Annotated in this window: 12 protein-coding genes and 1 tRNA gene; 4 read left to right on the plus strand and 9 right to left on the minus strand. The window is 65.1% G+C overall.

The window, feature by feature from the left end:
- Positions 1-8: 8 nt before the first annotated feature.
- From lnt to GA566_RS02460, 7 genes are all read right to left on the minus strand, one after another.
- Positions 9-1,661 (minus strand): apolipoprotein N-acyltransferase, encoded by a 1,653-nt coding sequence (gene lnt / locus GA566_RS02430; protein WP_160471483.1) that lies wholly within the window; start codon positions 1,659-1,661, stop codon positions 9-11.
- On the minus strand, positions 1,658-2,545 hold the full coding sequence (locus GA566_RS02435) for an HlyC/CorC family transporter (RefSeq protein WP_137924966.1): 888 nt from the start codon (positions 2,543-2,545) through the stop codon (positions 1,658-1,660). The genes lnt and GA566_RS02435 overlap by 4 nt, the downstream gene beginning before the upstream one ends.
- Before the next feature lie 256 nt (positions 2,546-2,801).
- Positions 2,802-3,563 (minus strand): rRNA maturation RNase YbeY, encoded by a 762-nt coding sequence (ybeY, locus tag GA566_RS02440; protein ID WP_137924967.1) that lies wholly within the window; start codon positions 3,561-3,563, stop codon positions 2,802-2,804.
- Between the two features lie 2 nt (positions 3,564-3,565).
- Positions 3,566-4,561 carry a PhoH family protein gene (locus GA566_RS02445; protein ID WP_160471485.1) on the minus strand — a complete coding sequence of 332 codons (996 nt, stop codon included), beginning with the start codon at positions 4,559-4,561 and terminating at the stop codon, positions 3,566-3,568.
- A 29-nt stretch (positions 4,562-4,590) separates the two neighbouring features.
- A complete protein-coding gene (gene miaB / locus GA566_RS02450; protein WP_137924969.1) occupies positions 4,591-5,943 on the minus strand; it encodes a tRNA (N6-isopentenyl adenosine(37)-C2)-methylthiotransferase MiaB in 1,353 nt (450 codons plus the stop codon).
- Between the two features lie 70 nt (positions 5,944-6,013).
- The gene (locus GA566_RS02455) at positions 6,014-6,454 is read right to left on the minus strand and encodes a hypothetical protein (RefSeq protein ID WP_160471487.1); all 441 of its coding nucleotides are present in this window, start codon (positions 6,452-6,454) and stop codon (positions 6,014-6,016) included.
- A 190-nt stretch (positions 6,455-6,644) separates the two neighbouring features.
- Positions 6,645-8,339, minus strand: coding sequence for a ClcB-like voltage-gated chloride channel protein (locus GA566_RS02460; RefSeq protein ID WP_160471489.1), 1,695 nt, complete (start codon positions 8,337-8,339; stop codon positions 6,645-6,647).
- Between the two features lie 244 nt (positions 8,340-8,583).
- Here GA566_RS02460 and GA566_RS02465 point away from each other — a divergent pair, with 244 nt between their 5' ends.
- Both GA566_RS02465 and GA566_RS02470 read left to right on the plus strand, forming a co-directional pair.
- A complete protein-coding gene (locus GA566_RS02465) occupies positions 8,584-10,251 on the plus strand; it encodes a DEAD/DEAH box helicase (protein ID WP_160471491.1) in 1,668 nt (555 codons plus the stop codon).
- A 9-nt stretch (positions 10,252-10,260) separates the two neighbouring features.
- Positions 10,261-11,313, plus strand: a complete 1,053-nt coding sequence (locus tag GA566_RS02470) for a serine/threonine protein kinase (protein ID WP_160471492.1) — start codon at positions 10,261-10,263, stop codon at positions 11,311-11,313.
- 9 nt (positions 11,314-11,322) lie between these two features.
- Here the strand turns inward: GA566_RS02470 and GA566_RS02475 are convergent, their stop codons facing one another.
- Positions 11,323-11,763: a universal stress protein gene (locus tag GA566_RS02475; RefSeq protein ID WP_137924974.1), complete on the minus strand. Its 441-nt coding sequence runs from the start codon at positions 11,761-11,763 to the stop codon at positions 11,323-11,325.
- Positions 11,764-12,085: 322 nt separating this feature from the next.
- Here GA566_RS02475 and GA566_RS02480 point away from each other — a divergent pair, with 322 nt between their 5' ends.
- Positions 12,086-12,703: a response regulator transcription factor gene (locus GA566_RS02480; RefSeq protein ID WP_137924975.1), complete on the plus strand. Its 618-nt coding sequence runs from the start codon at positions 12,086-12,088 to the stop codon at positions 12,701-12,703.
- Positions 12,704-12,836: 133 nt separating this feature from the next.
- Positions 12,837-14,513, plus strand: coding sequence for a pyridoxal-dependent aspartate 1-decarboxylase PanP (panP, locus tag GA566_RS02485; RefSeq protein ID WP_237380023.1), 1,677 nt, complete (start codon positions 12,837-12,839; stop codon positions 14,511-14,513).
- Positions 14,514-14,637: 124 nt separating this feature from the next.
- On the opposite strand, the gene GA566_RS02490 is transcribed toward panP, so the two are convergent.
- Positions 14,638-14,714, minus strand: a tRNA-Met gene (locus GA566_RS02490).
- Positions 14,715-14,822 lie beyond the last annotated feature (108 nt).

A 14,822-nucleotide genomic window follows, 5' to 3' on the forward strand; every position in this document is an offset into this window, starting at 1 on the left:
AGGATGCCTCAGGCCGGCCGCCGCGCACGCCGTGCGCGGAAGGCCAGGCCCAGCACGAGTACGCAACCGGCCAGCACTGGTACGTTGCCCCAGCGGATATAGGGCGTCAGCCCCTGCATGCCCTGGACTTCCGCCGCCAGCGTACCGACCTCGAAAGTCGGCAGGGCCGCCTGGACGCTGCCGTCCGGCCGGACTACGGCCGTCATTCCCGTATTGGTGGCGCGCAGCATCGGGCGGCGCATTTCCAGCGCACGCATGCGCGAGATCTGCAGATGCTGGTCCAGCGCGATGGTGTCGCCGAACCAGGCCAGGTTAGTCACGTTGGCCAGCAGGTTGGCGGGCGTGGGCTGGTTCCTGAGCGTCTCGGCGATTTCCTCGCCGAACAGATCCTCGTAGCAGATGTTCGGCGCCACGTGGATGCCGCGCACCGGTACAGCCGGTTGGTCGAGCGTGCCGCGTCGGAAATCTCCGAGCGGCATCTTCATCATGTCCACGAACCAGTGGAAGCCAAACGGGATGAACTCGCCGAAGGGCACCAGATGGTGCTTGTTGTAGCGATAGAGCTGTTCCTGTTCCGGCCCGATGGCAAATACGCTGTTTGTAAAATCTACGGGCGAATCTGCGCCGGCCGCACCGAACACGACCGTGGTGCCCGTCTTTTCCATATAGCCGCGCACCGCCTGGGCGATGTCCATCGGCAGTTCCTGGAGGATGATCGGGAACGCGGTCTCGGGCGTCACCACAAGGTCTGCCGGCGCTGCCGTGATCAGGTCGCGATAGAGTTCCAGCGAGCGCTGGATGCCGGCGGGTTCGAACTTGATGTCCTGCGCCACGTTGCCCTGCAGCAGCCGTACCGAGAGTGGCTTGCCGATCGGCGTGGTGTAGGCGATGCCCGCCAGGCCGATGCCGCCCCCCAGTGTTGCCACGATCACACCAGCCGACCAACCGACGGTCTTCACCCCACCAGCTTCGCTGCGCCTCAGCCAGGCCCGAACACCTGTAGCGAGCAGGGCCGCGAGGCTCGCGGCAAGGAATGTGATGCCGTAGACGCCAAACAGCGGGGCGAAGCCTGCTAGCGGACCATTCGTATGCGGATAGCCGCTGCCGAGCCACGGGAATCCTGTGAACACCACGCCGCGCAACCATTCGGACAGCGCCCAGGCGGCGCCAAATGCCAGCGCAGCTAGCATGCCGTGACGATTGCGTTGCGTGAGCCAGTGCCAGACCCCGGCCGCCAGCGCCGGCCAGATCGACAAATAACCAGCGAACAGCACCACGGCAAATGCGGCCATCCAGGCCGGCATCTCGCCGTAGACGTGCATGCTGATATAGAGCCACCAGATACCGGACAGGAACCAGCCCAGGCCGAACGCGTAGGCCGTAGCCGCCGCTGCGCGCGGACGCGGTGCGCCTGCGATCAGGGCAAACAGGCCGGATAGCGCCAGCAGTTGCAGCCACCACCAGTCATGCGGGGCGAAGGCTTGCGTATGCGCCACGCCCAGGACGGCGGCGATCAGGAGACGAAACCACTGACTGCTGCGGGAGGTGGCTTGCAAGGCTTCCGGGGTGTGCGGGGAGTGGGAGGGCGACGCGCTGGCGCCGCCGCTGGCTGGCTCGGTGCGACGGGTACCCACGGCATCGGGCGTGCCGAACCGCTTCATGCCTCAGCCATGCCGTCGACTTCGGCAGGCGTCTCGCGCCGTACCTGGAGCAGGTGGACCTGACGGGCATCGGCCCGCAGGACCTCGAAGCGGATGGGTGGCAATGTGATGACTTCGCCGCGATGCGGCACATGGCCGACGTGGTTCGTCAGCAGTCCGCCCACGGTATCGACGTCGTCGTCCGGGAAAGCCGTGCCAAACGCTTCATTGAACTGTTCGATCTCGGTGAGGCCGTGCACGCGCCAGGCGCCGTCGGCGGTTGGCAGGATCTTGTCCAGGTCCTCGTCGAGGTCGAACTCATCCTCGATATCGCCCACGATCTGTTCCAGCACGTCCTCGATGGTGACTAGGCCCGCCACGCCGCCGTACTCGTCGACCACGATCGCGATGTGATTGCGGTTGATGCGGAACTCGCGCAGCAGGATGTTCAGCCGCTTCGACTCGGGAATGAACACGGCGGGGCGCAGCGCCTCGCGCAGGTCGAACGTGTCATCCGTGTAGTAGCGCAGCAGATCCTTGGCCAGCAGGATGCCGATGACGTTGTCGCGATTCCCTTCGTACACCGGAAAGCGCGAGTGCGCCGTCTGCTGCATGTAGGGAATGAACGCTTCTGGGGCATCGGCGACGTTGACCGCATCCATCTGGGAGCGGGGCACCATGATGTCGCGTGCGGTCAATTCGGAGACCTGGAACACCCCTTCGATCATCGAAAGCGAATCGGCGTCGATCAGGTTGCGCTCGTGGGCATCCTGCAACACTTCGAGCAATTCGGCGCGGGTGTCTGGCTCGGGGGAAATGAAATCGGAGAGGCGTTCGAGAAGGGATCTAGGGCGATCCGTCTGCTTGAAGTTGGCAGATTTCGAACTGGGATAGGGGTCGTTCATGTCGCGGCTAGCGCGTGGTGGAGATCGCTTGAAGCATACACTAAAAGGCTTGCAGCCCCGTGACGGGGGGATGACGGTGATGTATGAGGCTCTTCCGGGTAGAACGCTCCCCTCTCCCACAAAGTGGGAGAGGGGTTGGGGGAGAGGGTAGGAGGCTCTGCTTGCCGACCTGCAGCAATTTGAACCGCTGGCCCTCTCCCCCTGCCCCTCTCCCGCCCGGCGGGAGAGGGGAGCAAACACTGAGCAGGTCAGCGCCTTAGATCTCCCGCACCGGCTGATAAGGATCGCTGTATCCCAGCGCCTGCAGCGTCTCTGTTTCAATCGCTTCCATCTCTTCGGCGTCGGTGTCGTCGTCGTGCTCGTAGCCCTGGGCGTGCAGCACGCCGTGGACGATCAGGTGTGCGTAGTGGGCTTCCAGCGGCTTGTTCTGTTCGCGGGCCTCGGCTTCCACCACGGGGCAGCACAGCACGATATCGCCGCTCACCGGATCGTCGGCGGTCTCCGCATAGGCGAAGGTCAGGACGTTGGTGGCGTAATCCTTGCCGCGATAGGTGCGGTTCAGCGTGCGGCCTTCTTCCTCGTCGACGAAGCGCACGGTCAGCGTGGCGTCTTCATACAGGGCGGATTTCACCCACTTTTCGATCTGGCGGCGGCTCGGCATTCCCGCGCGCTTGGCCGTGGCCTGTCCGTGCTGTACGTCGAGATCGACTTCCGGCGGCGTGGCCGGCGTGCCCGTGGTGGTCACGATCGGCGTGGCGGTGACGGCCACCGACAGCGCGTCGCTGTTGTCCGGGCGAACCAGCAGGCCAGCCTGTTGATGCGGGTCGGTGTGTTCGGCGAGCAGTGCCACCACGCCGTCCTCGGCTTGCGACAGATCCAGCGTCAGGCTGCGGCCATCGGCCAGCTGGACGCGCAGCGCATGGGCGGATGCCTTGCGCGCGCGGCCCTCGGCGTCGAACAGCACCAGGCTGGCGGATTTCTTGTTCGATGTCTGGGTGTTGGGGGACTTCTTGGTCAAGATCAGGCGTCCTTGTGCTGGGCGTGATATTCGTCATAAGCCTCGACGATGCGCGCCACCAGGGGATGGCGCACCACGTCGATGCTGGTAAAGCGGGTGCATGACACCCCGCGCACATCGCGCAGCACATGCTGCGCTTCCACGAGGCCGCTCTTCTGGCCGCGCGGGAGGTCGATCTGCGTGGTGTCGCCGGTGATCACGGCTTTGGAACCAAAGCCGATCCGCGTCAGGAACATCTTCATCTGTTCCGGCGTGGTGTTCTGGGCTTCGTCGAGGATGATGAACGCATGGTTCAGCGTGCGGCCGCGCATATAGGCAAGCGGCGCAATCTCGATCATCTGGCGCTCGAACATCTTTTGCGTGCGATCGAAACCCAGCAGGTCGTACAGCGCGTCGTAGAGCGGGCGCAGGTACGGGTCCACCTTCTGTGCCAGGTCGCCGGGCAGGAAGCCCAGACGTTCGCCCGCTTCCACGGCCGGGCGCGTCAGTACGATGCGCTTGACCGCGTCGCGTTCCAGCGCATCGACGGCGCAGGCCACGGCCAGGTAGGTCTTGCCCGTGCCCGCCGGCCCGATGCCGAGCGACAGGTCGTGCGACAGGATGCTGCGAAGGTATTCGCGCTGCATCGCCGTGCGGCCCTGCAGACCGGTGCGTCGCGTCTGCAGCACCGGCGATTCGTCATCGGCACTGGCCGAGGACCCGTCGCCGTTGCCCGGCAGGTAGGCACCGTGCGCCGCGATCTGGCGGGCTTCCACGAGGCCGAGCTGGATGTCGTCCACCGACAGCTCCACCTTTGTATTGTTGTAGAAGCGCTCCAGTGCCAGCGCCGCATCCTGCGCGCGTTCGCCGCGCACGGTCATGCGGTGGCCGCGGCGCTGGATGGTCACGTCGAGGGCCTGCTCGATCTGGCGCAGGTTCTCGTCGAGCGGTCCGCACAGGTTCTGCAGGCGCGTGTTGTCGTCCCTGGGGGCGACGAATTCAGCGGTCGGAACTTTCATGGAATCCTGAATGGGCGCGGTGGGCTTGCTTACTGGCGCACGACCACTTCGCCGCGAAGCGAGTGCGGGAATGCCTGCGTGATGTTCACGTCGACCATCTGGCCGATCATGCGGTCGCGCTGGGCCTGCGGCACACCGGGCAGCGCGAAGTTGACCACGCGATTGTTTTCCGTGCGGCCGTGCAGTTCGGTGGGGTCCTTGCGCGACGGACCTTCCACCAGAATGCGCTGGACGCTGCCAAGCATGCCATGGCTGATGCGCACCACGTTTTCCTCGATGGTGGCCTGCAGGCGTTGCAGGCGGCGCAGCTTCACCTCGTGTGGCGTGTCGTCCTGCAAGTTGGCGGCCGGCGTGCCGGGACGCGCGCTGAAGATGAACGAGAACGAGGTGTCGTAGCCGATCTCCTCGACCATTGCCATCAGCTTCTCGAAGTCGGCATCGGTCTCGCCGGGAAAGCCGACGATGAAGTCCGACGACATCGACATCTGCGGCCGGATCGTGCGCAGACGGCGGATGATGCTCTTGTACTCCAGCACGCTGTAGCCGCGCTTCATCGCCATCAGCACGCGGTCCGAAGCATGCTGCACGGGTAGGTGCAGATGGTTCACCAGCTTGTCGCAACGCTCGTAGAGTTCCACGAGGCGCGACGTGAATTCCTTCGGATGGCTGGTGGTGAAGCGGATGCGCTCGATGCCGGGGATCTCGGCCACGTATTCGATCAGCAGCGCGAAATCTGCGATTTCAGTCGTGCCACCCATCACGCCGCGATAGGCGTTGACGTTCTGGCCCAGCAGCGTCACTTCGCGCACGCCCTGGTCGGCCAGGCCAGCCACTTCGGCCAGCACGTCCTCGAACGGGCGCGACACTTCCTCGCCGCGCGTGTAAGGCACCACGCAGTAGCTGCAATATTTCGAACAGCCTTCCATGATCGAGACGAACGCGCTCGGGCCTTCGACGCGCGCGGGCGGCAGGAAATCGAACTTCTCGATCTCGGGGAAGGAGATATCGACCTGCGACAGGCCGGTCTGCTGACGACGGTTGATCAGGTCGGGCAGCCGGTGCAGTGTCTGCGGGCCGAAGACCACATCGACATACGGTGCGCGCGAAACAATGGCCGCGCCTTCCTGGCTGGCCACGCAGCCACCAACGCCGATCACCAGGCCGGGCTTGGCGGCTTTCAGCGCCTTCATGCGGCCCAGTTCGGAGAAGACTTTCTCCTGGGCCTTTTCACGGATGGAGCAGGTATTGAACAGGATCACGTCGGCGTCTTCGACGTTGTTCGTGGGCTCCATGCCCTGCGTGGCGTTCAGTACGTCCACCATCTTGTCCGAGTCGTACTCGTTCATCTGGCAGCCGTACGTTTTGACAAATACCTTCTTCATGGGTGCCGGTCTCAGTGTTATACCTGGGGGCATCGGGGCGCAACAGGTTGAAGCAAATTCAAAAAAACGGTCAGTGAGCGGCCTTCCAGGCCTTCACTTCCGCATCGGTCATGACCCAGGCCGTGAGCAACTGGCCGTAGAGGTCGAGCTTGTAGCGCACGCTGAGCTTCTTGCCAGCGAGCGCCGCGGGATTCACCAGCAGTGTTTCCGTGCTGAAGATCCGTACCCCAGGAGCGACATTCACGACCTTGCCGTCGAGCTTGGCCCGGCGCGGCTCCGTGGCCGACGGCGGCGACAGTTCCATGCGCGCCATGCCGGCCTCCGGAGGAATCACGCGTATTGGCGTGCCGGGCATGGTGTTGAGGCCGGCGGCGGCCAGATCGGACACCGAGTTGGTGGTCACCGGCGCGGTGGTCGTCGACACGGTTTCCTGCGCGCCAGCGGGGCTCAGAGACAGCAGCAGCGCCATGGCGCACGCAGGACCCGACAGTCGTGCAAACAGCTTGTTCATGAAAACTCCCGACAAAAAACTACGGCAATCGTTATAGGAATACCGCCGGCGTCGGACGCCCTCACGCTTCAGGCCATCGCGCAGGCTGGGTAACCCGCGATTCTACCCGCTTGCGTGCGCCGGAGCGAGGCGCGGCTGCCACGCGGGTGTGGCGGATTCCGTACATCGGATGGGGTGGCAATCGGGGTGGTCAGAACAGGCAGGACGCTTCCTGCAGCACGCGCTGCTTCGACACCGTGCCCAGCAGTTCGCGGCTGACCGCATCACGTATCAGCGGAATCCGATTGATGCCGTGGTCGGAGAAGATCGCCAAGGCATCGCGCAGGCGGGAGTCAGGAGTCAGGCTCGGAAAATCGGGTTCGCCCAGTGCCAGTAGCGAGGCGCTGTCTTCCGCCACGCCGTCGCGTTGCGCGCGCTGCACGGCGTGGATCGAGATCGCGCCGCGCAGCGCGCCGAGGGCATCCACCAGATAGAGATAGCGGGTGCCGGTTTCGGCGAACTTGTCGGCGGCCTGCGCCAGCGTGGCGCCGGGGTCGATCACGGTATCGGTGGGGTCGCAGAGCCCGTCGAGCCGCAGCCCGCGAGCGCGCTCCACGGCGGCCGTTGCCTGGGCGCGTTCCACCACCACGCTGTAGAGCGACAGGCTCTGGCAGCGCGACGCCGTGTAGTAAGCCGCCACTGCGCCGATCATCAGCGGCAGCAGCAGTGTGGGCGCCAGCGTCATCTCGAATACCATCAGGATCGACATCAGCGGCGCCTGGCTTGTTGCCGCCAGGAAGGCCGTCATGCCGACCAGCGGCAGCACCGGCGTGGCCGTGCCGCCCGGAATCAGCATCGCGAGCATCTGGCCCAGCGCAGCGCCCACGAACATCGACGGAGTGAACACACCGCCCACGGCGCCGGAGCCCATGCTGATGACCGTGGCCAGCAGCTTGGCCAGCAGCACCGCCCAGACGGCCACCGAGAGCGGCTCGTTGTGCAGGATGGTGCGGATCGTGTAGTAGCCGTTGCCGACAACTTCGGGCACCACCATGGCGAGCAGCCCGACCAGCAGGCCGCCGAGCGCCAGCCTTGCGATGGGGCCGCCCGGCACATGCCGGAACGTATTGCGGGCGAGTGTGTTGGCGCGCATGAAGACCGCGCCGGACACCCCGGCGACGAGACCGATGCCGGCTGCGGCCAGCAGCAGGTGCGGTTGCAGGATGTCGGGTGCGAAATGCAGTCCGGTATAGAGCGGCTCCAGCCCGCCGCGCCACTGGCTGACCATGGTGCCGGCTACCGAAGCGAGGAACAGCGGCATCAGTCGCTGCACCGCCAGTGCCCCGAACACCACCTCGGCCACGAAGACTGCGGCGGAAAGTGGCGTGTGGTACGCGGTGGCCAGCCCGGCAGCGGCGCCGCAGGCGGTCAGCATGCGGCGCATATTGCTGTCGCCGGTGGCTTGATCGGCGCGTGCCGACGGAAAGCCCGAGCCGGTCAGCGCGGCCAACTGAATCATCGCCCCCTCCTTGCCGACCGAACTGCCGGAGACAATCGAGCAGAACGATGACAACGCGCGCAGCAGCGTGATCTTGATGGGCAGCCGCCCGGTGCCGCGCGCCACGGCTTCCATGTACTCGCTCGGCAGGGGTTCGGTGCGGGCGGCGCGTTGTGCCAGGACGAGCAGGGCGCCCGCCACGGCACCGCCCAGCGTGGGAATCACCACGCGCCAGGCCAGCGCCAGCCCGGCGAAGATCAACACGATATCGGCGTCGTGGCCGAACATGACGAGTCCGCTGGCTTCGAGGGCGTCCTTGAACAGCGTGGTGACCACGCCGGCCAGCAGACCTACCGGGATGGCCGCGAACAGCGTGACTTCCTGGTCTTCGAGAAATCGGAACCGCATGGCAGAAAGAGGGGGCTTCGGCCCGCGGGGGCCGGGTGGCCGCAATGATAACGCAGCCCTTCTGGCGTCCAGACTTCGGCGCAGCCGTTTCCACACACTGGTACACTACGGGCCTTTCCTAGCCCGGGAACCGGGGGCAATCGACCCATCCCGCCGGCCCTGACCCTCAGGTACGGTTTTCTACCCGAGCCACCCCACGATTGGCGCACTTCTCATGCGCGACGGGTGGCCGAAGCGTCCTTTCATGTCTTTTTCCGAACTCGGCTTGTCCGACAAGCTGGTGCGTGCCGTGGCCGAACAGGGCTACACCACGCCGACCCCTATTCAGGCGCAAGCCATTCCCGCGATTCTCAAAGGAGGCGATCTCCTCGCCGGCGCCCAGACCGGCACCGGCAAGACCGCGGGCTTCACGCTGCCGATGCTGCAACTGCTGTCCGAATCCGCAGCCAAAAACCCGGCACCGCGCACTGGCCGGCCCGTGGTGCGTGCCCTGGTGCTGACCCCCACGCGTGAACTGGCCGCGCAGGTGGAAGAAAGCGTGCGCAACTACGGCAAGTACGTGAAGCTGCGCTCCATGGTGATGTTCGGCGGCGTCGGCATCAATCCGCAGATCGAAGCGCTCAAGCGCGGCGTCGATATCGTCGTGGCCACGCCGGGTCGCCTGCTGGACCACGTCTCGCAAAAGACCATCGACCTGAGCCATGTGGAACTGCTGGTGCTGGACGAAGCCGACCGCATGCTCGACATGGGCTTCATCCACGACATCCGCAAGGTGCTGAACGTGCTGCCGCCGAAGCGGCAGAACCTGCTGTTCTCGGCCACGTTCTCCGACGATATCCGCGCACTGGCCGACCGCCTGCTGAACAACCCTGCCTCGATCGAGGTGGCACGCCGCAACACCACGGCGGAGACCGTGGCGCAGCGCGTCTTCCCGGTGGATCGCGATCGCAAGCGCGAGCTGCTGGCGCATCTGGTGAGCCGGCACGACTGGCACCAGGTACTGGTCTTCACGCGTACCAAGCACGGCGCCAACCGCCTGGCGGAACAACTGACGAAGGACGGACTGTCCGCGCTGGCCATCCACGGCAACAAAAGCCAGTCCGCGCGCACGCGTGCGCTGACCGAGTTCAAGGCCGGCACACTGCGCCTGCTGGTGGCGACCGACATCGCGGCACGCGGCATCGATATCGATCAACTGCCTCACGTGGTCAACTTCGACCTGCCGAACGTGCCGGAAGACTACGTGCACCGTATCGGCCGTACGGGCCGCGCGGGTGCAGAAGGCGAGGCGATTTCGCTGGTCTGTGTGGATGAGCACGGGCTGCTGCGCGATATCGAGCGGCTGATCAAGCGCCAGATCGAGCAAGTGGTACTGCCGGGCTTCGAAGTGGACCCGAGCATCGCTGCCGAGCCGATCCAGAAGGGTCGCCAGCAACGTGGTGGCGGCGGTGGTGGACAAGGGCGCGGCGCACCGCGTGGCGCCTCGGCCAATGGCGGCGGCAACGGTGGCGGCGAACGTCGCCCGCGTCCGCAGGGTCAGCGCCAGGACGCCCCGCGTCAGGCGCGTCCCGCGCAGGGCGGCGCCGCTGGTCAGGCGGCCCAGCCCGCTCGTGGCGAAGGTCGCAACGGCAATGCGCCGCGTGGTGGGAATCAAGGCGGCAATCAGGGTGGCAATCAGACCGGCGCCCGCAATGGCAATGGCAATGGCAATGGCAATGGCAATGGCAATGGCAATGGCAACGGCGCCGCCCGCGGTGCCGCAACCGGCAAGCCCGCCGCACCGCGTCCGCAACAAGCCCGTCCGCAGCCGCCGCGCCCCGCGCAGGATGCGGCGGGCGCGGCACCGGTCCGTAACCGTCGTCCGGCACCGCAAGCTGCGCTGCTCGGCGGCAATCGCAAGCCGGCCCCCTGATCTGCCGCCATGCAGACACCGGAAGCGCCCCAGTCCGATGACGATGTCCCGTATGCGGGACTCACGCCGGCGTGCATCCTCGATGCGCTGGAATCGGCGGGGTACTTTCCGGATGGCCGCCTGCTTGCGCTGAACAGTTACGAGAACCGCGTCTGGCAGGTCGGTATCGAGGATGCCTCGCCGATCATCGCCAAGTTCTATCGGCCCGGCCGATGGAGCGACGCGGCGATTGTCGAAGAACACGCGTTCGTGCAGCAACTGGCCGATACGGAGATTCCCGCCGTGCCGGCGCTGCGCGCCAGCCAGGGCGCCGGATTGCCCACCACGCTGCTGACGCACGAGGGTTTCCGCTTCGCGGTGTTTCCACGCTGCGGCGGCCGCGAGCCAGCGCTTGAGCGTCGCGAGACGCGCGAATGGCTGGGCCGCTTCATTGGCCGCATCCATGCCATGGGCGCGGCCACGCCGTATCAGGCGCGTCCCACGCTCGACATCGAATCGTTCGGCATCGCGCCGCGCGACTACCTGCTCTCCCACGACTGTATTCCTGCCGAACTGCTCGCGCCCTGGCGCGCAGCCGTCGACCTCGCGCTGGATGCCGTGCGCCGTTGCTACGACCGGGCCGGCGATGTACGCCTGCTGCGTCTGCATGGCGACTGCCATCGCGGCAACGTGCTCTGGATCGATGAAGAGGATGCGCGCGGCCGCGGTACGCCGGGTCCGCATTTCGTGGATTTCGACGACAGCCGGATGGGCCCCGCAGTGCAGGATCTCTGGATGCTTCTGGAGGGCGACCGTGCCGCCATGCAGGACCAGTTGGCCGATATCGTGGCTGGCTACGAGGACTTCGCGGAATTCGATACGCGCGAACTATGGCTCGTCGAGGCCCTGCGCACGCTGCGGCTGCTGCACTACAGTGCGTGGCTGGCCAGCCGCTGGCGCGATCCCGCGTTCCCGGCGGCGTTTCCGTGGTTCGGCACCGCGCGCTACTGGCAGGATCGCATCCTGGAATTGCGCGAACAGATCGCGCTGATGGACGAGCCGCCGCTCTGGGCGACGGCGTAAGCCACTTCTTCAGCGGGCGGACTTCTCCGCCTTCACCATGATCACCGGGCATGGCGCCAGCGCCAGCACGCGACCCGCCACCGACCCCAGTACGGCGTCGAAGAACGATCCGCGTCCATGCGTGCCCATCACAATGGCGTCGGCGCCAACGGATTTGGCGAGGCCCATGATCTTCTCGGGTGCGAAGCCATGCAGCGCATGGCGCTCGAACGGTACACCGGCACTTTCGAAAATCGCGCAGACCGAGGCCATGGCCTTGCCACTCTCCTCGTTGTGCCATGCATCGATCGTCTCCTTGTTGACGAATGCACGGACTCCCCCCGTGACATCCGGCGTCACGTGAACAACGTGGACGGTAAAGCCAGGCTGCAGCAGCTTGCCGTCGACAATGAATCTCGCGGCGGCATCGCTGAACGGGGAGCCGTCGGTGGCAAGTACGATCTGGGACATGGCGCAATCTCCTTGGTTGGGAAAAGACTGGCGCTGGGGGCGCCGCAGGAACCAGCATGGCACGTACAGGGTGCTTACACCGTAACTTAGATCAAATCCTATCGGAATTTTTAAGGATTTCACGATTGTCATGGTGATGGCGATGTGGTTGCTCCGCGCCCTGCCCAAATTCGGCGATGCGGAACTCGACGACACAATTCCGCAAAGACGGAAATTTCCGCAGAAATACTCGGACCTTTCCCACACGAATTCGAGACGTTTCCTTATCCGGCGCGCCCTCGGAAAAACTATGCTGTGGCTTGTTCGTTCACGGAGAACTGCAATGCCCAATGCTCTAGTTATCGACACCCATCCCGCCATCCGCCGCAACGCTCAGGCGGTACTGCAAGGTGAAGGCTTCGACGAGGTTCGCTTTGCCAGCGGTGGCATCGAGGCGCTGGACACGCTTCGCGCCCGTGCGGCGGATTTCGTCATGCTGGATCTCCAGATGGCGGACCTGCCCGGCGACGCCGTGCTGGAGGAAGTTGTGGCCAACTATCCGCTCACGCGCGTGCTGGTGCTCTCCGCACTACAGCAGGCTGCGGAACGCGCATTGCTGAGCGGCGCGCACGGTTATGTCGACAAGGGTGGCGGACTGGAGAACCTTGGTGACACCGTGCGCGCCGTGATGAGTGGCTACGCGTCGTTCCCGCTGTCGTCGCTACCGACGATCCGCCGCGCCGCCATCAACCCCGCCGACCCGCGCGCGCTGCTGAGCCGCCGCGAACTGACGGTACTGCGATTCCTCGCGGTCGGACATTCCAACAAGGCCATCTCGGACGCGCTCGGCATCAGCAACAAGACGGTCAGCTCGCACAAGACAAGCATCATGACCAAGCTCGGGTTCAATTCGCTGATCGATCTGGCGGAGTTCTCGCGACGGCATCAGTTGGCGTTCTGAGCGGGGCCGTCCGGGACGACATCGGGACCATGACGGGCCATTGCTGCCGCAGGATGGCCCGCCGGTTGACCAATCCGGCATAATCCCCAGTCAAATCAGTGCCGCCCTCGTAGCGGCATGGAATGACTGGGTGATGCAAATGAAGGCGGAGACTTCCCACGACGTTCGTGGAACGGCAGAGCACGAGGCACGCGCGGACAAGGTGATTGGCGCGGATGACGATTGCCCGCTGCACTGGTTCGATGCGGACCGTGGCGCGTTCGAAGATCTGGAACGCCGGATTGCCGAGCATCCTGCGGATTTCTTCGCTGGCGAAGATTTCGATCCGGTGGATGCCTGCACTACGCGCGAGGCGCAGTTTGCTTCGGTGGCGTTGCCCGAGGAACCTACCGCGCCGCAAGTACACGCAGACCATCTGCTCCACGACGTGTTCCGGCACGTGATGCCTGTGGCGTCGCCGACGTTTATCGGCCATATGACGTCCTCCCTGCCGTCATTTATGCCATCGCTGGCAAAGATCGTGGCGGCGCTGAACCAGAACGTGGTGAAACTCGAAACCTCGGGCGCGCTGACCGGGCTGGAGCGACAGGTTGTTGGCATGCTGCACAACCTTGTCTTCGGGAGGGGCGACGACTTCTACGCGCGGTGGCTGCACGATGCCGAGCACTCGCTGGGCGCTTTCTGCGCGGGCGGCACCACCGCGAACCTCGCCGCGCTCTGGGCCAGCCGCAACAACACGCTGCGCGCCCGCGACGGGTTTGCAGGTGTGCACAGCGCAGGGCTGGCCGCGGCACTGCGCCACTATGGCTATGATGGGCTGGCGATCGTGGTTTCGGAGCGCGGTCACTACTCGCTGCGGAAAGCGGCCGACGTTCTCGGCATCGGGCGCGACAACCTCATCCCCGTTGGCGTCGATGCCGATGGCCGCATGCGCATCGACCTGCTTCGCGAGACGCTGCGGGATCTTGGTCAGCGCAATATCCGTGCGATGGCGATCGTCGGCATCGCCGGCTCGACCGAAACCGGTGCCGTCGATCCGCTCGACGCCATGGCCGATGTCGCGCAGGAGTTCGGCTGCCACTTTCATGTGGATGCTGCATGGGGTGGCGCCACGCTGCTTTCCACGCGCGAGCGGGGCCGCTTCGCCGGCATCGAGCGCGCGGACTCCGTCGTCATCGACGCCCACAAGCAGTTCTATGTACCGATGGGTGTCGGCATGGTGCTGTTCCGCGATCCCGCATGGACGCAAGACATCATCCAGCACGCCAACTACATCGTCCGGAAGGGATCGGTCGACCTGGGCCGCCATACGCTGGAGGGGTCCCGGGGTGCCGCAGCGGTGATGCTCTATGCCAACCTGCACCTGCTGGGCCGCAAGGGTCTGGCAAAGCTGATCGAAACGGGCATCGACAACGCGAAATACTTTGCCTCGCTGATCGAACAGCAACCCGACTTCGAACTCGACAGTCGGCCCCAGCTTTGCCTGCTGACCTACCGCTACGTGCCGGAAGCCGCGCGCGCCGCGCTGGCCTCGGCCACGACACCGGCGGATAAGCGCGAGCAGATCCAGCAGGCGCTGGATGCGCTGACCATCGACATCCAGGAAATGCAGCGCGAGGCCGGGCACTCCTTCGTGTCCCGCACACAACTGACCTCGTCTCAATGGGGCGGTCGCGCCATCGCCGTGTTCCGCGTAGTGCTGGCGAATCCGGATACCACGCGGGAGATTTTGCAAGGCGTGCTGGCGGAGCAGCGTGAACTGGCGGGGAAGAGTTTGAAGCTGGGAGCGCTGATGGGTCTGGTGGCCTAGCGCTCAACGACGTGAGGCAAAGGGGTGGCGCAACGGCTGGCGGGTCGTTCGCCGGCATCCCAAAGCCCGCACCCCCAAAGCAAAAAGCCGCAATCCCGTGAAGGACTGCGGCTTTTCTAATAGATGGTGGCGAATCAGGGATTCGAACCCCGGACCTGCGGATTATGATTCCGTCGCTCTAACCGGCTGAGCTAATTCGCCAACGAAGACCGCAATTATACCGTTGGATTGGCACCTGTCAACACCTTCATGACAACTTTCTGCAAGCTTCGGCAGGTGGCCGGAAAGCTGCCCAAAAAAATGGCAGAC

Origin of the sequence: Cupriavidus sp. SW-Y-13 (genome assembly GCF_009793345.1) — a bacterium.
Taxonomy (GTDB): domain Bacteria; phylum Pseudomonadota; class Gammaproteobacteria; order Burkholderiales; family Burkholderiaceae; genus Cupriavidus.